The organism is Streptomyces sp. SID13666, from assembly GCF_010548325.1.
Classification (GTDB): Bacteria; Actinomycetota; Actinomycetes; order Streptomycetales; family Streptomycetaceae; genus Actinacidiphila; species Actinacidiphila fildesensis.
The window spans coordinates 81488-102320 of sequence record NZ_JAAGLX010000024.1 but is presented as its reverse complement, the minus strand read 5'-3'; the positions used below and the strand labels follow the sequence as shown (position 1 = coordinate 102320).

General features: G+C 70.9%; 14 protein-coding genes and 2 tRNA genes. 14 read left to right on the top strand and 2 right to left on the bottom strand.

Going from position 1 to position 20833, the window contains the following annotated elements; genetic code table 11:
* The first annotated feature begins 184 nt into the window (after positions 1 to 184).
* The 11 genes from dnaN to G3I60_RS26925 all read left to right on the top strand — a co-directional run bounded on the left by dnaN (position 185) and on the right by G3I60_RS26925 (position 13508).
* Positions 185 to 1315 (top strand): DNA polymerase III subunit beta, encoded by a 1131-nt coding sequence (dnaN, locus tag G3I60_RS26975; protein ID WP_138351178.1) that lies wholly within the window; start codon positions 185 to 187, stop codon positions 1313 to 1315.
* A 65-nt stretch (positions 1316 to 1380) separates the two neighbouring features.
* Positions 1381 to 2259, top strand: coding sequence for a phosphogluconate dehydrogenase (NAD(+)-dependent, decarboxylating) (gene gnd, locus G3I60_RS26970; protein WP_164295673.1), 879 nt, complete (start codon positions 1381 to 1383; stop codon positions 2257 to 2259).
* Positions 2260 to 2287: 28 nt separating this feature from the next.
* On the top strand, positions 2288 to 3421 hold the full coding sequence (recF, locus tag G3I60_RS26965) for a DNA replication/repair protein RecF (protein WP_164295672.1): 1134 nt from the start codon (positions 2288 to 2290) through the stop codon (positions 3419 to 3421).
* Positions 3418 to 3999, top strand: coding sequence for a DUF721 domain-containing protein (locus G3I60_RS26960; RefSeq protein ID WP_164295671.1), 582 nt, complete (start codon positions 3418 to 3420; stop codon positions 3997 to 3999). Before recF ends, G3I60_RS26960 begins: the two co-directional genes overlap by 4 nt.
* 257 nt (positions 4000 to 4256) lie before the next feature.
* On the top strand, positions 4257 to 6290 hold the full coding sequence (gene gyrB, locus G3I60_RS26955; RefSeq protein WP_138351182.1) for a DNA topoisomerase (ATP-hydrolyzing) subunit B: 2034 nt from the start codon (positions 4257 to 4259) through the stop codon (positions 6288 to 6290).
* A 41-nt stretch (positions 6291 to 6331) separates the two neighbouring features.
* Positions 6332 to 8917 carry a DNA gyrase subunit A gene (gyrA, locus tag G3I60_RS26950; protein ID WP_138351183.1) on the top strand — a complete coding sequence of 862 codons (2586 nt, stop codon included), beginning with the start codon at positions 6332 to 6334 and terminating at the stop codon, positions 8915 to 8917.
* A 3-nt stretch (positions 8918 to 8920) separates the two neighbouring features.
* Positions 8921 to 9628, top strand: a complete 708-nt coding sequence (locus G3I60_RS26945) for a DUF3566 domain-containing protein (RefSeq protein WP_138351184.1) — start codon at positions 8921 to 8923, stop codon at positions 9626 to 9628.
* Positions 9629 to 9690: 62 nt separating this feature from the next.
* Positions 9691 to 9764: transfer RNA gene (locus G3I60_RS26940), tRNA-Ile, on the top strand.
* A 180-nt stretch (positions 9765 to 9944) separates the two neighbouring features.
* On the top strand, positions 9945 to 10085 hold the full coding sequence (locus G3I60_RS45720; protein WP_018559211.1) for a DLW-39 family protein: 141 nt from the start codon (positions 9945 to 9947) through the stop codon (positions 10083 to 10085).
* A gap of 187 nt (positions 10086 to 10272) precedes the next feature.
* The gene (locus G3I60_RS26930; RefSeq protein ID WP_164295670.1) at positions 10273 to 12183 is read left to right on the top strand and encodes a VWA domain-containing protein; all 1911 of its coding nucleotides are present in this window, start codon (positions 10273 to 10275) and stop codon (positions 12181 to 12183) included.
* Positions 12183 to 13508: a hypothetical protein gene (locus G3I60_RS26925; protein WP_164295669.1), complete on the top strand. Its 1326-nt coding sequence runs from the start codon at positions 12183 to 12185 to the stop codon at positions 13506 to 13508. The genes G3I60_RS26930 and G3I60_RS26925 overlap by 1 nt, the downstream gene beginning before the upstream one ends.
* Positions 13509 to 13514: 6 nt before the next feature.
* Here the strand turns inward: G3I60_RS26925 and G3I60_RS26920 are convergent, their stop codons facing one another.
* The gene (locus G3I60_RS26920) at positions 13515 to 14816 is read right to left on the bottom strand and encodes a serine/threonine-protein kinase (RefSeq protein ID WP_164295668.1); all 1302 of its coding nucleotides are present in this window, start codon (positions 14814 to 14816) and stop codon (positions 13515 to 13517) included.
* Positions 14817 to 14845: 29 nt separating this feature from the next.
* Positions 14846 to 15397 (bottom strand): DNA-binding protein, encoded by a 552-nt coding sequence (locus G3I60_RS26915; protein ID WP_138351188.1) that lies wholly within the window; start codon positions 15395 to 15397, stop codon positions 14846 to 14848.
* Between the two features lie 100 nt (positions 15398 to 15497).
* On the opposite strand from G3I60_RS26915, the gene G3I60_RS26910 reads away from it, so the two are divergent.
* The 3 genes from G3I60_RS26910 (at position 15498) to G3I60_RS26900 (ending at position 20745) form a co-directional block, all read left to right on the top strand.
* Positions 15498 to 15570, top strand: a tRNA-Ala gene (locus G3I60_RS26910).
* A gap of 86 nt (positions 15571 to 15656) precedes the next feature.
* Positions 15657 to 19022 (top strand): BTAD domain-containing putative transcriptional regulator, encoded by a 3366-nt coding sequence (locus G3I60_RS46510; protein ID WP_164607827.1) that lies wholly within the window; start codon positions 15657 to 15659, stop codon positions 19020 to 19022.
* Positions 19023 to 19068: 46 nt separating this feature from the next.
* Positions 19069 to 20745 carry an MFS transporter gene (locus G3I60_RS26900; RefSeq protein WP_164295667.1) on the top strand — a complete coding sequence of 559 codons (1677 nt, stop codon included), beginning with the start codon at positions 19069 to 19071 and terminating at the stop codon, positions 20743 to 20745.
* Positions 20746 to 20833: the final 88 nt, after the last annotated feature.

Genomic DNA, 20833 nt, shown 5'->3' with positions numbered 1-20833 from the left:
CAACACCTATTACTACGACTACGTATAGATAACTGGGAACCTGCTTGGAAGCATGGGCTGTGAACAACTCGGGCCGGAGCCGCCCGACACCGCCCTGCCCGGCTTGACCTCAACCCGCACCGACTGTCGGCGGCGGCTGTCAGACTGTTCACCGACAGCCAGCAACAAGCAGGAGGCGGTTCCGGTGAAGATCCGGGTGGAGCGCGACGTACTCGCCGAGGCAGTGGCTTGGGCAGCCCGCAGCCTTCCGGCCCGTCCCCCGGTACCGGTCCTCGCCGGACTGCTGCTGAAGGCGGAGGAGGGCAGGCTCAGCCTCTCCGGCTTCGACTACGAGGTCTCGGCCCGGGTCGCGGTCGACGCGGAGGTCGAGGAGGACGGCACGGTCCTCGTTTCCGGCCGGCTGCTCGCCGACATCACGCGGGCACTTCCCAACAGGCCTGTGGAGATCTCCACCGAGGGCTCCCGGGTCACCGTGGTCTGCGGCAGCTCGCGATTCACACTCCACACCCTGCCTGTGGAGGAGTACCCGGCACTGCCCGCGATGCCGGTCGCCTCCGGCACGGTGCCCGGTGAGGTCTTCGCCGCCGCGGCCGCCCAGGTGGCCATCGCCGCCGGCCGTGACGACACCCTCCCGGTGCTGACCGGTGTGCGGATCGAGATCGAGGGCGACACGGTCACCCTCGCCGCCACCGACCGCTACCGCTTCGCGGTCCGCGAGTTCATGTGGAAGCCCGAGCAGGCGGACATCTCCGCGGTCGCCCTGGTGCCCGCCAAGACTCTGCTGGACACCGCCAAGTCCCTGACCAGCGGAGACACCGTCTCCATCGCGCTGGCGGGCTCCGGCGCCGGTGAGGGCCTGATCGGCTTCGAGGGCGCCGGGCGCCGCACCACCACCCGGTTGCTCGAAGGCGACCTGCCCAAATACCGCACGCTCTTCCCGACCGAGTTCGCCTCGGTCGCCGTCATCGAGACCGCGCCCTTCGTCGAGGCCGTCAAGCGCGTCGCGCTGGTCGCCGAGCGGAACACCCCGGTGCGGCTGAGCTTCGAGCAGGGCGTCCTCACCCTGGAAGCCGGCTCCAGCGACGATGCACAGGCTGTGGAGCGGGTCGACTCCAAGCTCGACGGCGACGACATCTCGATCGCCTTCAACCCGACGTTCCTGCTGGACGGACTCAGCGCGATCGACTCGCCGGTCGCCCAGCTCTCCTTCACCACCTCCACCAAGCCCGCGCTGCTCAGCGGCCGCCCGGCGGTGGACGCGGAGGCGGACGACGCGTACAAGTACCTGATCATGCCGGTGCGCCTCTCCGGCTGAGCCGGTCGCGCGGGGCCGTCGTAGGCTCGGTCTAGGTCAGGCACGCTTCGAACGAAGGATCTGTGATGGAGCTCGGTCTCATCGGTCTCGGCAAGATGGGCGGCAACATGCGCGAGCGCATCCGCCGCGCGGGCCACACCGTCATCGGCTACGACCGGAACCCGGACGTCGCCGATGTCCACAGCCTCAAGGAGCTTGTGGACACCCTCAAGGGTCCGCGGGTCGTGTGGGTGATGGTCCCGTCCGGTGCGGCCACCCAGTCGACCATCGACGAGCTGGCCGGCCTGCTCTCTCCCGGCGACATCGTCGTCGACGGCGGGAACTCCCGCTGGACCGACGACGAGAAGCACGGCGAGGAGCTGAAGGCGAAGGGCGTCGGCTTCGTCGACTGCGGCGTCTCCGGCGGTGTCTGGGGCCTGGAGAACGGCTACGCGCTGATGTACGGCGGCTCCGCCGAGGACGTCGCCAAGGTGCAGCCGATCTTCGACGCGCTCAAGCCCGAGGGTGAGTTCGGCTCGGTCCACGCGGGCAAGATCGGCGCCGGCCACTTCGCGAAGATGGTTCACAACGGCATCGAGTACGCGATGATGCAGGCCTACGCCGAGGGCTGGGAGCTGCTGGAGGCCGTGGACTCCGTCACCGACGTCCGCGAGGTCTTCCGCTCCTGGCAGGAGGGCACCGTCATCCGCTCCTGGCTGCTCGATCTGGCGGTCAACGCGCTGGACGACGACGAGCACCTGGAGAAGCTGCGCGGCTTCGCGCAGGACTCGGGCGAGGGCCGCTGGACGGTGGAGGCCGCGATCGACAACGCGGTGCCGCTGCCGGCGATCACCGCATCGCTGTTCGCCCGTTTCGCGTCCCGCCAGGACGACTCCCCGCAGATGAAGATGATCGCGGCGCTGCGTAACCAGTTCGGCGGCCACGCGGTCGAGAACAAGAAGTAGTCATTACCGGGGAGGCCGGCGCACAGCCATGCACGTAGCGCACCTGTCGCTAGCCGACTTCCGTTCTTACGCCCGGGTCGAGGTACCGCTCGACCCGGGCGTCACCGCTTTCGTGGGCCCCAACGGGCAGGGCAAGACCAACCTCGTCGAGGCGGTCGGGTACCTGGCCACGCTGGGCAGCCACCGGGTGGCCTCCGACGCGCCGCTGGTGCGGTCGGGGGCGGAGCGCGCGGTGGTCAGGGCCCAGGTGGTGCAGGGCGACCGCCAGCAGCTCATCGAGCTGGAGATCAATCCGGGCCGGGCGAACCGGGCCCGGATCAACCGTTCGAACCAGGTCCGGCCGCGCGATGTGCTGGGCATTCTGCGGTCCGTGCTGTTCGCGCCCGAGGACCTCGCCCTGGTGAAGGGCGACCCCGGAGAGCGCCGCCGGTTCCTCGACGAACTGCTCACGACCCGCACCCCGCGGCTGGCGGGTACCCGTTCGGACTACGAGCGGGTGCTGAAACAGCGCAACACGCTGCTGAAGAGCGCGGCGATGGCCCGAAGGCACGGCGGCAAGGGCGGGGACCTGTCGACGCTGGACGTCTGGGACCAGCATCTGGCGGGCGTCGGCGCGGAGCTGCTCGCGCAGCGCCTGGACCTGACGGCCGCGCTGCAGCCGCTGGCCGACAAGGCGTACGAGCAGCTGGCTCCCGGGGGCGGTCCTGTCGCGTTGGAGTACCGCAGTTCGATCGGCGAACGACTCGCCGGAGCGAGCGGCCGGGAGGAGTTGTCCGGGCTGCTGCTGGAGGCACTGGGCGAGTCCCGCAAGCAGGAGATCGAGCGGGGGGTGACGCTCGTCGGCCCGCACCGTGACGATCTGCTGCTGAACCTTGGCCGGCTGCCGGCGAAGGGCTACGCGAGCCACGGCGAGTCCTGGTCGTACGCGCTGGCGCTGCGGCTGGCGTCGTACGAGCTGCTGAGCGCGGACGGCAGGGAGCCGGTGCTGATCCTGGACGACGTCTTCGCCGAGCTCGACGCCAAGCGCCGCCGGCGGCTGGCCGAGCTGGTGGCGCCGGGCGAACAGGTACTGGTCACCGCGGCTGTGGAGGACGATGTGCCGGATCTGCTGGCAGGGGCGCGATTCGCCGTCGAGCAGGGCGCAGCGGAGCGTGTGTCATGAGCGGGCAGCTGCCGGCGGACGGCCGGGACGCGGGAAAACCGACCGCACCAGGAGCACCGGACGCGGACACCCCGGGCGACGGGCTGTCCGGCGTCGACTTGGCGCGGGTCGCGCTGCGCGCCGCCAAGGAGCAGGCGCGGGCGCGGGGCGCGGCGACGCAGCAGAAGAAGCAGGCGCGCCGCGGGGGCCTGCGCAGCGGTGCGCGCGCCGACGGCCGGGATCCGCTGCCGCTGGGTGCCGCGATCAGCCGGTTGATCACCGAGCGCGGCTGGGAGGCGCCGGCCGCGGTGGGCGGGGTGATGGGCCGCTGGCCGCAGATCGTCGGTGAGGACATCGCGCAGCACTGCGAGCCGGCGAAGTACGACGAGGAGGAGTGCGTCCTGACGGTGCAGTGCGACTCGACGGCGTGGGCGACGCAGCTGCGGCTCCTGGCTCCGACGCTGGTGGCGCGGCTGAACAGCGATCTGGGCCATGGCACGGTGAAGTTGATCAAGGTGCTGGGCCCGATGGGGCCGCCGCGTACCTACGGCCGGCTGCGCGCGCCGGGCAGCAAGGGCCCGGGCGACACATACGGGTGAGAGCCGTGGGTCCGCTGAGACCCTGCTCACCGTAGTCGAGGGTTGACAGCCGGAAGCCCTGGACGCCTGCGTGAGCCGTTTCTGGCCCTGGTCCACGTGTAGGGAGTCGGGTGAGTGCGGTTCAGGACGGCACGTGGGAACTCAGGTACCGGCAAACACCCATTCATGTCGGCGCTACCGGTAGACTGATACGTAAGCCGCCCAGTCGCGGTACATGTCGAACGACGCAGCCGATCCCGCTCGGCGGGAGACGGCTCGTGCTGTGCCAGAAAGGGCGCTTCGTGGCCGATTCCGGCAACCCCAACGAGAACTCCAGTCCGGTCTACGACGGCAGCGCGATCACCGTGCTCGAGGGCCTCGACGCGGTCCGTAAGCGTCCGGGCATGTACATCGGCTCCACCGGTGAGCGCGGCCTGCACCACCTCGTCCAAGAGGTGGTCGACAACTCGGTCGACGAGGCCCTCGCCGGGCACGCGGACACCATCGACGTGACGATCCTGGCGGACGGCGGCGTGCGCTGCGTCGACAACGGCCGCGGTATCCCCGTGGACATCGTCGCGTCCGAGGGCAAGCCCGCCATCGAGGTCGTCATGACCGTGCTGCACGCGGGCGGCAAGTTCGGCGGCGGCGGCTACGCCGTCTCCGGCGGTCTGCACGGCGTCGGCGTCTCGGTCGTCAACGCGCTGTCGACGAAGGTCACCGTCGAGGTCAACCGCGACGGCTTCCGCTGGACGCAGGACTACAAGCTGGGTGTTCCGACCGCTCCGCTGGCGAAGAACGAGCCGTCGTCCACCACGGGCACCACGGTGACGTTCTGGGCCGACCCGGACATCTTCGAGACCACCGAGTACTCCTTCGAGACGCTGTCCCGGCGGCTGCAGGAGATGGCCTTCCTCAACAAGGGCCTGACGATCACGCTGACCGACGAGCGGGAGTCGGCGAAGGCCACCGTCGGCGCCGAGACGGTCGAGGAGCCGGAGGACGCGCCCCGGGTGCGTGCGGTGAAGTACTACTACCCCGGCGGCATCGTCGACTTCGTGAATCACCTCAACTCCCGCAAGGGCGAGCTGATCCACCCGACCGTGATCGACATCGAGGCGGAGGACAAGGAGCGGCTGCTCTCCGTCGAGGTCGCGATGCAGTGGAACACCCAGTACACCGAGGGTGTCTACAGCTTCGCGAACACGATCCACACCCATGAGGGCGGTACGCACGAGGAGGGCTTCCGTGCGGCGCTCACCGGGCTGGTCAACCGCTACGCGCGCGAGAAGAAGTTCCTTCGCGAGAAGGACGACAACCTCGCCGGCGAGGACATCCGCGAGGGTCTGACGGCGATCATCTCGGTCAAGCTGGGCGAGCCCCAGTTCGAGGGCCAGACGAAGACCAAGCTGGGCAACACCGAGGCGAAGACCTTCGTGCAGAAGGCCGTGCACGAGCACCTCACGGACTGGCTGGACCGCAACCCGAACGAGGCCGCGGACATCATCCGCAAGTCGATCAACGCGGCCACCGCGCGGGTCGCGGCCCGCAAGGCGCGTGACCTGACCCGTCGCAAGGGGCTGCTGGAGAGCGCGTCGCTGCCGGGCAAGCTGAGCGACTGCCAGTCGAACGACCCGACGAAGTGCGAGATCTTCATCGTCGAGGGTGACTCGGCCGGTGGTTCCGCGAAGTCGGGCCGTAACCCGCAGTACCAGGCGATCCTCCCGATCCGCGGCAAGATCCTCAACGTCGAGAAGGCGCGGATCGACAAGATCCTGCAGAACACCGAGGTCCAGGCGCTGATCTCGGCGTTCGGCACCGGTGTGCACGAGGACTTCGACATCTCGAAGCTCCGCTATCACAAGATCATCCTGATGGCGGACGCCGACGTCGACGGTCAGCACATCAACACCCTGCTGCTGACGTTCCTCTTCCGCTTCATGCGCCCGCTGGTCGAGGCCGGCCATGTGTACCTGTCGCGCCCGCCGCTCTACAAGATCAAGTGGAGCCGGGACGACTTCGGGTACGCGTACTCGGACCGCGAGCGCGACGCGATGATGGAGATCGGCCGCCAGCAGGGCAAGCGGGTCCGGGAAGACGCGATCCAGCGCTTCAAGGGCCTCGGCGAGATGAACGCCGAGGAGCTGCGGATCACCACCATGGACATCGACCACCGTGTGCTCGGCCAGGTCACCCTGGACGACGCCGCGCAGGCCGACGACCTGTTCTCGGTGCTGATGGGTGAGGACGTCGAGGCGCGGCGCTCGTTCATCCAGCGCAACGCCAAGGACGTCCGCTTCCTCGACATCTGAGTCGGCCCCACCGCCGCCGCCCGAAAGGACTTTGACCAGCAATGGCCGACGAGAATCCCCCTGTGACGCCCGACGACGAGGCGGCCGTGCCCGCCGATGCCGAGATCTCCACCGTGCGCATCGAGCCGGTGGGCCTCGAAACGGAGATGCAGCGCAGCTACCTCGACTACGCGATGTCCGTCATCGTGTCGCGTGCGCTGCCCGACGTCCGTGACGGCCTCAAGCCGGTGCACCGCCGGGTGCTGTACGCGATGTACGACGGCGGCTACCGGCCCGAGAAGGGCTTCTACAAGTGCGCCCGTGTCGTCGGTGACGTCATGGGTACGTACCACCCGCACGGCGACTCCTCGATCTACGACGCCCTGGTCCGCCTCGCCCAGCACTGGTCGATGCGCATGCCGCTCGTGGACTCCAACGGCAACTTCGGTTCCCCGGGCAACGACCCGGCCGCCGCCATGCGGTACACCGAGTGCAAGATGATGCCGCTGTCGATGGAGATGGTCCGCGACATTGACGAGGACACCGTCAATTTCCAGGACAACTACGACGGCCGTAACCAGGAGCCGACGGTCCTCCCGGCGCGCTTCCCGAACCTGCTGGTCAACGGCTCCGCGGGCATCGCGGTCGGCATGGCCACCAACATCCCGCCGCACAACCTCCGCGAGGTCGCGGCCGGCGCGCAGTGGTACCTGGAGAACCCCGAGGCCTCGCACGAGGAGCTGCTGGACGCGCTCCTGGAGCGGATCAAGGGCCCGGACTTCCCGACCGGCGCGCTGGTCGTGGGCCGCAGCGGCATCGAGGACGCGTACCGCACGGGCCGCGGCTCGATCACGATGCGCGCCATCGTCAATGTCGAGGAGATCCAGGGCCGCCAGTGCCTGGTGGTCACGGAGCTTCCGTACCAGGTCAACCCGGACAACCTCGCGCAGAAGATCGCCGACCTGGTGAAGGACGGCAAGGTCGCCGGCATCGCCGACGTCCGCGACGAGACGAGCTCGCGCACCGGGCAGCGCCTGGTCGTGGTGCTCAAGCGCGACGCGGTCGCCAAGGTCGTGCTGAACAACCTGTACAAGCACACCGACCTGCAGACCAACTTCGGCGCGAACATGCTGGCGCTGGTCGACGGCGTGCCGCGCACCCTGTCGATCGACGCGTTCATCCGGCACTGGGTGACGCACCAGGTCGAGGTCATCGTCCGCCGTACGCGTTTCCGGCTGCGGAAGGCCGAGGAGCGGGCGCACATCCTGCGCGGTCTGCTCAAGGCGCTGGACGCGATCGACGAGGTCATCGCGCTGATCCGGCGCAGCAACACGGTCGAGATCGCCCGTGAGGGCCTGATGGGCCTGCTGTCGATCGACGAGATCCAGGCCAACGCGATCCTGGAGATGCAGCTGCGGCGCCTCGCGGCCCTGGAGCGGCAGAAGATCGTCGCGGAGCACGACGAGCTGCAGGCCAAGATCAACGAGTACAACGCGATCCTGGCCTCGCCCGAGCGGCAGCGGCAGATCATCAGCGAGGAGCTGGCGGTCATCGTCGACAAGTTCGGCGACGACCGGCGCAGCAAGCTGATCCCCTTCGACGGTGACATGTCCATCGAGGACCTGATCGCCGAAGAGGACATCGTCGTCACGATCACGCACGGCGGTTACGTCAAGCGCACCAAGACCGAGGACTACCGGTCGCAGAAGCGCGGCGGCAAGGGCGTACGCGGCGCGAAGCTGAAGCAGGACGACATCGTCGACCACTTCTTCGTCTCCACCACGCACCACTGGCTGCTGTTCTTCACCAACAAGGGCCGCGTCTACCGGGCGAAGGCGTACGAGCTGCCGGACGCCGGGCGGGACGCCCGCGGCCAGCACGTCGCGAACCTGCTGGCGTTCCAGCCGGACGAGAAGATCGCCCAGATCCTCGCGATCCGGGACTACGCGGCCGTGCCGTACCTGGTGCTCGCCACCAAGGCGGGCCTGGTCAAGAAGACCGCGCTCAAGGACTACGACTCCCCGCGGGCCGGCGGCGTCATCGCCATCAACCTGCGCGAGGCCGCGGACGGTTCGGACGACGAGCTGATCGGTGCCGAGCTGGTGTCGGCGGAGGACGATCTGCTGCTGGTGAGCCGCAAGGCCCAGTGCATCCGGTTCACCGCGACGGACGACGCGCTGCGCCCGATGGGCCGTGCCACGTCGGGCGTGAAGGGCATGAGTTTCCGAGAGGGCGACGAACTGCTCTCGATGAATGTGGTCCGGCCGGGTACGTTCGTCTTCACCGCCACGGACGGCGGGTACGCCAAGCGCACCAAGGTGGACGAATACCGCGTCCAGGGGCGTGGCGGACTCGGTATCAAGGCGGCGAAGATCGTCGAGGACCGCGGTTCCCTCGTCGGGGCGCTGGTGGTCGAGGAGACGGATGAGATCCTCGCCATCAGCCTCAGCGGTGGAGTGATTCGTACGCGGGTCAACGAGGTCAGGGAGACGGGCCGTGACACCATGGGCGTCCAACTGATCAACCTTGGCAAGCGGGATGCCGTCGTCGGTATCGCCCGCAATGCCGAGGCTGGGGCAGAGGCCGATGAGGTCGACGCCGAAGAGGCCGAGGGCGACCAGCCCGTGGCCGCTGAAATCGAGGAGTAGGCCGTGAGTGGAGCCACGGGCGCCGCTGCTGGTGGGACGACAGGCCCGGACCGGCCGCAGGCGGCCGCCCAGGCCGGTGCCGGCGGTGCCCCTGGCTCCTCCACGGACAGCGGCCCGCATCAGGGGGGATCCACCGTGACCGACACACGTCCGCCGCACCATGCGGGCCCGCTTCAAACGTATGGCGCGGGGGTGCCCGGTGCGCCGGAGCAGCCTCCGCACCAGCCCGCGCAGGCGTACGCGCCGCCGGCCGCTCAGGGGGCCGGCGTGGGGGCGCCGGCCGCCGCGGGCGTCCGCAGGCCGCGTCCCGCCGCCCGTACCGTCCCGCGGACGCGCAAGGCGCGGCTGCGGGTCGCCAGGGCCGACCCCTGGTCGGTGATGAAGGTCAGTTTCCTGCTCTCCATCGCGCTGGGCATCTGCACGATCGTGGCGGTGGCGGTGCTGTGGATGGTGCTGGACGCGATCGGCGTCTTCAGCACCGTCGGCAGCACGATCAGCGACGCGACGACGGCGGAGGGCGGTGGCAGTGGCAGTGGTGGTTTCGACCTGGTGTCCTTCCTGTCGCTGTCCCGCGTCCTGGTCATCACCACGGTCATCGCGGTGATCGATGTGGTCCTCGCGACGGCGCTGGCCACCCTCGGTGCCTTCATCTACAACATGTCCGCGGGCTTCGTCGGGGGCGTCGAGCTGACCCTCGCCGAGGACGAGTAGCCGGGCGCCGGATTCCGATTTTGGGACATGGCCTGTGGTGCGCTAATCTTTCGTTGCAGCGCGGGCCTATAGCTCAGACGGTTAGAGCGCTTCCCTGATAAGGAAGAGGCCACAGGTTCAAGTCCTGTTAGGCCCACCGCGTTGAACGGCCCGTACGGATCCTGATCCGTACGGGCCGTTTGCTGTCTCCGGCGGGCTGTCCGGCTGCTGTCCGGTACGGCAGTTGGAGCGGGTGCAGGTCACCGTTCGGTATCGGCCGGTGTGTATAGTCGGGCGCGTCAGGGCTCTCCCAATCCAAGAAGGACGAGGTCGCGCGGTGAAGAAGTTTCTCCTGGTGGCACTGGCCGCCATCGGCGGGCTCCTCGTGTACCGCCAGATCCAGGCGGACCGCGCCGAGCAGGATCTGTGGACGGAAGCGACCGACTCCGTACCGGCAGGTTCCGGCGCGAGCGTCTGAGACGCCGAAGTGCTCCGAGGCCCCGACCGCACAGCGGTCGGGGCCTCTTGCCGTGCCGGGCCGCCCGCTCCGTGAGGGGTCGCCCGCTGTTGCGGGACCGTGACGGGAAACGTCTTGAGTTTGCTCACGCAAATCAATACCTTCGCGGTAGCAAACAAAGCCGGGTCCGGTCGAGGGGGAGCACAGCATGCAACGACCACAGTGGCGCGTGGCTGCCGGGGCGGTGAGCGGCGGACTGCTGATCTCCGTCCTCGCGGTGCTCGGCGGGCCGGCGGCCGCGCAGGCCGCCGTACCGGCCGCGGACGACAGCCTGATCATGGTGCTGGACTCGTCCGGATCGATGGCGGGGCCCGAGGGCTCGGGCGGCACCCGGATCGAGTCGGCCCGCAAGGCCGTCAACACCGTCGTGGACACCCTGCCGGACGGTCACAGGACCGGGCTGCGGGTCTACGGCGCCGGAAAGCCGCACGGCTGCGACGACACCCAGCTCGCCGAGCCCGTCGTCCCGCTGGACCGGGACGCGATGAAGCGGGCCGTGGCGGCTGTTCAGCCCAAGGGGGACACCCCGACCGCCCTGGCGCTGACCCGGGCCGCGGGCGACCTGCCCAAGGACGGCCGGCGCACGATCCTGCTGATCTCCGACGGCGAGTCCAACTGCGGGGCGCCCAAGCCCTGCGAGGTGGCGGCCCAGCTGGCCGGGGACGGGATCGGTCTGCGGATCGACACCATCGGCTTCCAGGTGAAGGGCGCCGCCCGCGAGGAGCTGGAGTGCGTCGCCCGGGCCGGACACGGCGCCTACTACGACGCCCCCGACGCCGCGGCGCTCGCCCGGCAGCTGGTGCGCGCGTCCCAGCTCAGCGCCGACGCGTACCGCTTCGACGGCACCCGCATCACGGGCGGCGCGAAGGCGACGCGGGCGGCCGCCATCGCGCCGGGGCAGTACCTGGACACCATCGGGCCGGGAGAGACCCGCTGGTACGCGGCAGGCCTGGACGCCACCGCCACCGCGGACCTCGCGGTGACCGCGGTTCCGCAACCGGGCGTGAAGGTCGGCTACGGCGACGGCATCGAGCTGAAGGCGGCGTCGGCCGGCCAGTACGCGTTCACCTGCGACACCGGATCCGCGCACTTCGGGCAGGACGAGGGCGCGATGATCGTCACGGCGGCGGTGAGCCGGGTGCCCACCGCCAAGGGCGACGGCAGCTGCGACAAGGCCGGTCAGTACCTGCTCTCGGTGCACCGGACGAGCGCCCCCGGCTCCGACCAGGGCCGGTGGCCGATCGAGATCCGGTACGGGAGCGAGGCACCGCTCAAGGCCGGGACCACGCCCGCGGCCGCCGAGACCGAGTACGGCGACAAGCCCGCGCCGCTCGCCGGCGACCCGAAGGACATCACGGGCGGCACCGGCTTCAACGACGCGGCCGCGCTCACCAAGGGCGTCTGGCGCGACAAGCTGCTGCCCGCGCAGACGCGCTTCTACAAGGTGCGGCTGGGCTGGGGACAACAGCTCAGCTATGCGGCCGAGTTCGCCAACGAACCGGTGCTGGACGACGCGTCCGCGGCCTCCGTCTGGAGCTACGTCGAGACGGGGACGTACGGGCCGGCCCGGCAGCCGGTGCGCGACGCCTCCGGCGGCGACGACCACCGCAGCTACACCGGCAAACCCCTGTCCGTGGGGCTCGGGACGGTGCCGGTGACCTGGACCAACCGCTGGGTCGTCGGCGGCTCGGCCGCCGCGGTGCACAGCGCCGGGGACTACTACATCGCCGTGTCGCTCGGCCCGAAGGCCGCGCGGCTGGCGAGGAACGCGGCGGTCGGCGTCGTCCTGCGGGTCAATGTGACGGGCGACGAACTGGCCGGGCCGCAGTACCAGGCACCGGCGCCGGCCAAGGGCCAGGCCAAGGACGATGCCGCAGCTTCCGACAAGGGCGGCGATTCGGCCGCGGGCCGCGACAGCGGCGGCTCGGACGGGGGAGGATTCATGACCGGATTCATGACCGGCAAGGACATGATCGCGGCAGCAGCGGGCGGGGCGGTCGCGCTCGCGGCCGTCGGCGGGGTGGCGCTGGTGCGCCGGACGAAGAGGGGCGGAGCGTAATGCGCGGACGCGGACTGTTGGTGGCGGTGGCGGTGGCGGTGGCCGGCGTGACGCTCGCCGGGCTGCAGGGCACGGCACTGGCGGACGCCGCCGTGCCCGTGTGGCAGCCGCAGGGCACGGCGGTGAAGGGCGCGGCCACGACGGCCGAGGCCCAGGCGCTCACCCCGGGCGGCACCTACCAGGACACCCTCAAGGTGGGTGACACCAAGTACTACGGCGTGGACCTGGACGCGAAGTCCTCGGCGTACCTGTCGGCGTTCGCCATTCCGAAGCCGGGCGCCAAGGTCGCCTACGGCGACGGCATCGACCTCAAGCTGCAGAGCGCCGACGGCACCGACTGCGACAGCTTCGACGCGCACTTCGACAACGACGGGGCGGCGCGGCCGGTCGGCGGCTACACGGCGCGGACCATCGAGAAGGACGGGCGGTGCCAGGAGGCCAACCGCTACACCCTGGAGATCAAGCGGGAGAGCGCCGGGACCTCGGACCCGGCCGAGTGGCCCGTCGAGATCCGTTTCATGTCGGAGCCGGCCCTCAAGGCCGACGCCAAGCCCGCGCCCGCCTCCAGCGCCACGGAGGCGTCTCCGACGCCGGTGACCGGTACCCCCAAGCCGGCGCAGGGCGGCACGAGCTTCGACAATGCGGCGGCCATCAAGAGCGGCATCTGGAACGACAAGGTGCTGCCCGGCGAGACCCGCTTCTACAAGGTGCCGGTCGACTGGGGCCAGCACGCGGTCCTCTTCGCCGACTTCGCGAACGCGCCCGCGGCCAAGGAGAACGGCTTCCAGAGCGCCGGCGTGCGGGTCGACGCGTACAACCCCGCCCGCGGCCACATCGACGACGACACGGAGTCCTACGCCGGCAAGCAGACGTCGATCACCGGCCAGACCGTACCGGTCTCGTACGCCAACCGGTTCGAGAGCGGCAGCAAGGTCTCGGCCACCCGGTTCGCCGGCTGGTACTACTTCGCGGTCAGCGTGCACCCGGGCGTCAAGGACGTCGTGAACGGGCCGATCGGCGTCACCCTGCGGCTGGACGTCAAGGGCGCGGTGGCCCCTTCGCCGGGGTACGACGGGGACGCGGCCAAGGCCGGGTTCGGCATCGGCGGCGACGACCTGGCGAAGGCCGACGGCACGGCGACGGGTGGCGGTTCGAGCTCCTCCACGATGCGGCTGGTGGCGTTCGCGGCGCTCGGGGCGGGCACGGTGCTTCTGCTGAGTCTGGCGGTGTGGGTGGTGGCGGCGCGGCGGCGGCCGCGGGTTGCGGCTGCGGCTCAGGCGCCGCAGCCGCCGCAGTCGGGGTACGGGCCGCCGCCTGCTTGGTAGCTGAACTCAGGCCGCTGTCAGCGCCCAGATGCCGACCGCGAAGCAGAGCGCGGCGACGATGAGGATCGGGATCACCAGCTTTGCCGGTGGTCCCGGTCGGCGTGTCTGCGGAACCGGGTGCAAAGCGGCGGGCGGGGTGGGGTGTGCTGCCGCTGTGTACGGGCGGGTGGGCTCCGGTAGCTGGGGTGGGCCTGTGGGGGCCTCTGCTGGGGGCTGGGGCAGGCCGTTTGTGTGGGGCTGGGTCTGGGGTGCTGCTGCCGTCGTGTACGGGTTGTGGACGGGGGGCGGCGGGGTCTGGGTTCCGGTTTGCGGGGAGCCGTACGCGGACGGTTGCTGCGGTGCGTACTCCGGGGACGGGGCCGGTGGTGTCTGGGGGGCCGGGAGGTGGAAGCTGCTGGTTTCCTCGGGGCGTGCCCGACGCCGCTTCCGGTGCGGGCCCTGGGCGTCGAAGCCCTCGGGCAGCGGGCCGATCTGGTCGAAGACCTCGACCGGCTCGTCGTCCAGGCCGGGTACCGACAGGAGTTCGACCGCGGCGGAGAGCGCCTTGCGGGCGCCGGTGGCGGTGCGGAAGCGGGCGTCCGGGTCGGGTTGCAGCAGATTGCCGATGACCTGCCACATCGGCTCGGGCACACCCTGCGGGGCGCGCGGGACGCCCTCGTTCAGGTAGCGCTCGTAGATCGCCTGGGCGTCCGGCTTCTGCCCGCTGAGCAGGTAGAGAGCGACCAGGCCGACCGCGTACAGATCGGCCGGGAAGTCCGGTTCCGCGCCCATCATCTGCTCGGGCGCGAAGTAGCCCGGTGTGCCGACGACGTAGTTGACCTCGGTCAGCCGCGGCTCGCCCTTGCGCATGGCGATGCCGAAGTCCGACAGCCGCAGGTGCGGCTGTCCGGTGCCGGTGGCCTCCAGCAGGATGTTGGCGGGCTTGATGTCCCGGTGCACGACGCCTTCGGCGTGGACGGCCGTCAGCCCGGAGAGCAGCTGGTCGAGCAGAGCGCACACGAAGTGCGGGGGCAGCGGCCCGTAGTCGCCGATCAGGTGCGAGAGCGATCCGCCCCGGACCAGGTCCATGGTGAACAGGACCTTGTCGTCGTCGGCGGCCCAACTGGCGGGTGCCAGGACGTGCGGATGGTCGATCCGCATCGCCTGCTCGCGGACGAAGCGCAGCAGGGCGTGCGCGTCGCTCTGCTGGAGCACCTTCGCCGCCACATAGCGTCCCCGCCGGTGGTCCCAGGAGCGCCAGACCGCGCCCGAGCCGCCGCGTCCGATCGGGTCGACCAGCTCGTACCGGCCTGCGAAGACCTCACCCATGGTCTGCGACCCGCCCCCTGCTATTCCGGTCAGCCCTGGTGCGCCTCGTAGTGGGCGATCGCTTCCGCGGTCCGCCCGGCGCCGTACACATGGAGGAACTCTGCCAGTTGTGGATGGCTGGAGGCGAGGGTGTTCGCCGCTTCCGCAATCTCCTCGGCGGACGCGACGGCCCGCAGCAGCGACTGGATGTCCCGTACGACATGCCGGGCGGCGCCGGCGGCGGAGCCCGAGGAGGAGCTGTGGGTGGTGCCGGTGAGGACGGAGGAGCCGGACGACTGCCGGATGTCGTCCATCCGCGAGGTCGCCTCGGAGGACGTGACGCTGCCGTCCGCGACATGCCCGGCGAGATCCTGGAGTGCCTGCAGCCGCTGGACGACGGCCGGGTTGCCGATCTTCGCGCGCTGACCGCTCATCAGCTGCGAGAGCATCGGTGCCGAGAGCCCCAGCACGCCCGCCAGCCGCGCCTGGTTCAGCCCGAGATCGCCGATGAGGCGGCGGAAGAGGTCGCCGAGCGGTTCGCCGTACCAATTGCGCTGCAGCTCCTGCGCGCGGCTGGCGGCGTCGTGCGGAGAGGGGTCCATACGCACTCCTGTTTGCGGCCGTGAATCCTGCAAAGCATCCTACGGACCGGGATACTGGGTCGGGGTCGCGTCCCGGAACAGGTACGCTGTTCTGCGAAGAGGGGCCTTAGCTCAGTTGGTAGAGCGCTGCCTTTGCAAGGCAGATGTCAGGAGTTCGAATCTCCTAGGCTCCACAGTGTTGATCAGCGCGGGACCGTCAGCGGTCCCGCGCTGATTTGCGTATCGGATCATCAGCCGGTGCTGCACAATCGGGGGCGTGATGTTCGGCATCCTTGGCGCGACGCAGGTCTGGAACGCGGACGGCAGCGCGGTCGCGCTGGGTGGGCCGCGGCGCCGGGCGCTGCTGGCGCTGCTGTTGCTCGACGCGGGCCGGGTGGTGACGCCCGAACGACTGATCGACGGCCTGTACGGGGAGGATCCGCCGGCCGGGGTCGCGAACGCCCTCCAGTCGCAGGTGTCCCGGCTGCGCCAGGTGCTGCCGCAGAAGATCGAGTTCCATCCGGCGGGCTACCGGCTCGCGATCGACCCCGACGACGTCGACTCGCACCGTTTCCAGCGGCTCAGCGCGGAGGGCCGGGAGGCGCTGGCGGCAGGCGATCCCGCGCGTGCCGCTGTTCTGCTGCGGGAGGCGCTGGAGCTGTGGCGCGGGCCCGCGCTGGCCGATGTGGACGGCGCCCCGTTCGCGCAGGTGCAGGTGACGCGGCTGGAGGAGCTGCGGATCTCGGCCGCCGAGGACCGGATGGAGGCCGAACTGGCGCTCGGCGGGCACCGGGAGCTGGTCGCCGGGCTGCGGGAGCTCGTCGACGCGCATCCGTTGCGTGAGCGGCTGCGTGGCCAGCTGATGCGGGCGCTGTACGGCAGCGGGCGGCAGAGCGAGGCGCTGGAGGCGTACGAGGCGGCTCGCAGCGAGCTTGCCGACACGCTGGGCGCGGACCCGGGACCGGAACTGGCCGCTGTTCACCTGGCGGTGCTGCGCGGGGATCCGGAGCTGACGCCCGCCGCGCACGCGCATGTTCCACGTGGAACATCGCCCACGACGACCACGGCGTCCGCATCGCCGACGGTCTCCGAGCCGGCCCGACCGCGCTTCGTGCTGCCCACGCAGCTCACCAGTTTCGTCGGCCGAGACGAGGAGCTGGACCGGATCGGTGCCCAGCTGTCCGAAGGCCGGCTCGTCACCCTCATCGGCCCGGGTGGTGCGGGTAAGACCCGGATCGCGATCGAGGCGGCCGGGCGGTACGGCGGTGAGGCCTGTTTCGTCGAGCTCGCCGGCCTCGCCGATGCCGCCGAGGTGCCGCACGCGATCCAGGGCGCGCTCGGACTGCGCGAGGCCGGGGTGATGCCTGGTGCCGGTCCGGCGCCCGATCCGGTCGACCGGGTCACCGCGGCCCTGGCCGACCGCCCGCTGCTGCTCGTGCTGGACAACTGCGAACATGTCGTCGGCGAGATCGCCAAGATCGTCGGCCGGCTGCTCGGGGACTGCGGAGAGCTGCGGGTGCTGGCCACCACCCGCGAACCGCTGGGGATCCCCGGCGAGACGCTCTGCCCGATCCCCCCGCTGCGGCTGCCGCCGCCCGGCACGGACCATGTCCGCGCGCTCGCGTTCCCGGCGGTGCGACTGTTCACCGAGCGGGCCGTCGCCGTGCAGCCCGATTTCGAGCTGGCCGCCGATCTCGATGCCGTCCTGCGGGTGTGCACGGCGCTCGACGGACTGCCGCTCGCCATCGAACTGGCCGCCGCCCGGCTGCGGTCGATGTCCGCGTCCGAGATCGCCTCCCGGCTCGGCGTGGTCTCCGCGGCGCCGGAGCAGAGTGAGTACGGGCCCGGGATCCGGCCCGACGAACGGTTCCGGCTGCTGTCGCGCGGCAGCCGGACCGCCCAGCCCCGTCAGAAGACGCTGCGCGGGGTCGTCGACTGGAGCTGGGACCTGCTCACGGAGTCCGAACGCGCCGTCCTGCGCCGGGTCTCGGTCTTCGCCGGTGGCTGGACGCTGGAGGCGGCCGAGGCCGTCTGCGCGGACCGCACGACGGACGACGACGTGGCGGACGGCGGCGGTACGGACGGCGACGGGACGCGGGAGGCCGGGGTCGACGCGTTCGACGTGCTCGATCTGATCGACTCGCTCGTCGACAAGTCCCTGGTCGTCGCCCATCGTCCCGAGGGCGCCGACGGGGTCCGCTACCGGATGCTGGAGACGATCCGCGCCTATGGCGCCGAGCGGCTCGCGGAAGCCGGTGAGACGGCGGCCCTGCGCCGCGCCCACGCCCGGTACTTCCTCGCTTTGGTCGGCGAGGCGGAGCCCCGTCTGCGGCGCGCGGAGCAGCTCGATTGGCTGCGGCGGCTCTCCGTCGACCAGGACAACCTGCACACCGCGCTCCGCCGGCGGGTGGAGGACGGCGACACCGGGACGGCGTTGCGGCTGCTGGCCCCGCTGTCCACGTACTGGCTGCTGCGCGGCGTCCGGCTGGAGGGCGCGGGCCCGGCCCGCGAGCTGCTGGACCTCATCGGGCCGCAGGCGCCCGAGGGGCTCGACGAGGAGTACGTGCTGTGCGTGCTCGCGGCGGCCAACGGCGTCTCCGACAACCGGGAACTGGGCGCGCACACGGCGGCCGCCGACGCGGTCATGGCCTCCCTCGGCTACATTCCGCAGCGCTTCCCCAGCCTCACCGTCATCTGGGCGATGGCCATGGGCGCGCCCACCGCTGACGCCGCCGAGCTGATCTCGCTCACCCTGGACGATCCGGGCCGTGACCCCTGGGCCGTGGCGCTGCTGCATCTGGGCCAGGGCTACGCGCACTGGATGGTGCGGGGCGACACCGCCCTCGCGGAGCGGGAGTTCAGCGCCGGGCTGGCCGGCTTCCGGGTGCTCGGCGACCGCTGGGCGATGGCCAACGCGCTCGACGTACTGGCGCAGCTCGCCGACTGGCAGGGCGACAACGAGCGGGCCGCGGCGCTGGCCGACGAGGCGCTCGGCTATGTCGAACCGCTCGGCGCGATCGAGGACATGGCGCAACTGCTGTGCCGACGGGCCGAACGCAGCGCGCGGGACGGAGACACCGAGGCGGCCCGCGCCGACTACGAGCGGGTGGTCGAGCTGTCCGGCCGGGCCGGTGCGCCCGACTGCATGGCGATGGCCCACCTCGGCCTGGGCGAGGTCGCCCGGGCGCGTGGTGAGCTGGCCGAGGCCCGCGCCCTCTGCGAGCTGGCCCTCGGCGAGAGCGGTACCGGGTGGGCCGGTCTCGACATGAACCGATCGCTGATCCTGATCGGGCTGGCCAGGATCGCCGAGGCCGAGGGGGACCCGGAGCGGGCCCGCGGCTACTACCGCCAGGTTCCCGAGGCCGAGTTGGTGAGCCGCAACGGCCCGGTCGCCGCGAGCTTCGCCGAGGCGCTGGCCGGCCTGGCGCTGCTGGAGGGCGGCCCGGAGCGGGCCGCGCTGCTGCTCGGCGTCGCCCGGACGCTGCGCGGCGCCGAGGTGCCGCCCGGCCGGGACACCGCCCGGGTCGGCGCCGCCGCCCGCGCCGCGCTCGGCGAAGCGGCCTTCGCCGCGGCGCACGCCCGCGGTGTCGCGCTCTCCCGTGAACAGACGGTCGTGGCGCTGACGGACTTCGACGCTGCGCGGTAAGCGAACGGTCAGTGACCGGTCAGAACGCTCTGACACAGTCACCGGCATGACGAAGAATCAGCAGATGGCGCCGAGTGCGCAGACCTCCACGACCCCCTCGGACCCCCGGCGTTGGGCCGTACTGGCGATCTGCTGCGTGGCGGCGGCGCTGCTCGGTATCGACACCAGCGTGCTCAACTACGCGATCCCCTCGCTCGTCACCGACCTGAAACCGTCGGGCACCGAGATCCTGTGGATCGCGGACATCTACGGGTTCGCCCTCGGCGGCCTGCTGGTGGTGATGGGCAACCTCGGTGACCGGATAGGCCGCAAGAAGCTGCTGCTGCTGGGCGCCGGCGCCTTCGGGGTGGCCTCGGTCCTCACCGCGTACGCCACCAGCCCGGAGATGCTCATCGGTGCCCGCGCGCTGCTGGGTGTGGCCGGCGCGACGATCATGCCGTCGACGTTGTCGATCGTCCGCAACGTGTTCACCGACCCCCGCGAGCGCACCACGGCCGTGGGTATCTCCGGCGGCGTCGGGGCGGGCAGCTTCGCGCTCGGCCCGGTCGTCGGCGGCGCGCTGCTGGACCATTTCTGGTGGGGTTCGGTCTTCCTGATCAACGTCCCGGTCCTGCTGGCGGTCGTGATCGCCGGTGCGATCGTGCTCCCCGAGTCCCGCAACCCCGACCCGGGACGGCTGGACTGGATCAGCGTCCCGCTCTCGATCGCCGGTCTGCTGGGTGTCATCTTCGCCATCAAGACGGCCACCCGTGACGGTGTGCACGAGCCGTCGGTGTGGATGGCCGCCGCGATCGGTGTCGGCTGCCTGATCGCCTTCGTCCGGCGCCAGACCCGCATCGCCTCACCACTGCTGGACATCAGGCTCTTCCGCAACCCGGCCTTCACCGGCTCCATCAGCGCCAACCTGGTCGCGATCTTCGCCTCGGCCTCGCTCTCGCTGGCCTTCTCGCTCTACTTCCAGGTCGTCCGCGGCTGGTCCCCGCTGATGGCGGGCCTGGCGCTGCTCCCCGGCCCGCTGTCGGCCGCCTTCGCCGCGCCGCTGTCCTCCGCCCTGGTGCCCAGGATCGGCCGGGCCAAGGTGGTGGCCCTGGGCCTGGTCCTGATGTCGGTCAGCATGGTCGGTCTCGGCCTGGTCACCCCGGACTCCAGCTACTGGCTGCTGCTGCCCGCTCTGATCGTCAACGGTGCGGGCATCACGCTGACGTTCACCGTCACCTTCGACACGGCGATGGCGAGCGTGCCGAAGGAGCGGGCGGGCGCCGCGGCGGCGATCTCCGAGACGGCGATGGAGCTCGGCGGGGCGCTGGGCATCGCGGTCCTCGGCTCGGTACTGACCGGCGTCTACCGCAACGGTCTCGACCTGCCGGCGGGCGTTCCGGCCGGTGCGGCCCAGGCCGCCAGGGAATCGGTCGGCGGGGCGGTCGGGCCCGGCGCACAGCTGTCAGGCCCGATGGGGCGGCAGGTCGCCGAGACGGCGAGCCAGGCCTTCACCCACAGCATGCACGTCACCACCCTGGCGGGCGCCGTCCTGATCGCCGTCGCGGCGGTGATCGCGTTCCACACCCTGCGGGGCGTCCCGGCGGTGATCGACGAACCGACCGACGAGAAGGACGGCGGGAAGGACGGCGGGACGGCCGACGACGTGGCCGACGGGACCGACGGGACCGACGGCACCGACGGCACCGACGGCACCGACGGCGCCAGGGAACTGGTCGGACGCTGACCCGTATCCCCGCGCATGCCGGAGGGCGGGAGACCGTACGGTCTCCCGCCCTCCGGCATGTGGTGCGTACGCGCTGTATCGATAGGAG

Coding starts and splice junctions, on each gene's coding strand:
- gyrA (WP_138351183.1), top strand. CDS start 6,332: ATGGCCGACGAGAATCCCCCTGTGACGCCCGACGACGAGGCGGCCGTG.
- recF (WP_164295672.1), top strand. CDS start 2,288: ATGCACGTAGCGCACCTGTCGCTAGCCGACTTCCGTTCTTACGCCCGG.
- G3I60_RS46510 (WP_164607827.1), top strand. CDS start 15,657: ATGTTCGGCATCCTTGGCGCGACGCAGGTCTGGAACGCGGACGGCAGC.
- G3I60_RS26925 (WP_164295669.1), top strand. CDS start 12,183: ATGCGCGGACGCGGACTGTTGGTGGCGGTGGCGGTGGCGGTGGCCGGC.
- gnd (WP_164295673.1), top strand. CDS start 1,381: ATGGAGCTCGGTCTCATCGGTCTCGGCAAGATGGGCGGCAACATGCGC.
- G3I60_RS26920 (WP_164295668.1), bottom strand. CDS start 14,816: ATGGGTGAGGTCTTCGCAGGCCGGTACGAGCTGGTCGACCCGATCGGA.
- G3I60_RS26900 (WP_164295667.1), top strand. CDS start 19,069: ATGACGAAGAATCAGCAGATGGCGCCGAGTGCGCAGACCTCCACGACC.
- G3I60_RS26915 (WP_138351188.1), bottom strand. CDS start 15,397: ATGGACCCCTCTCCGCACGACGCCGCCAGCCGCGCGCAGGAGCTGCAG.
- G3I60_RS26930 (WP_164295670.1), top strand. CDS start 10,273: ATGCAACGACCACAGTGGCGCGTGGCTGCCGGGGCGGTGAGCGGCGGA.
- G3I60_RS26960 (WP_164295671.1), top strand. CDS start 3,418: ATGAGCGGGCAGCTGCCGGCGGACGGCCGGGACGCGGGAAAACCGACC.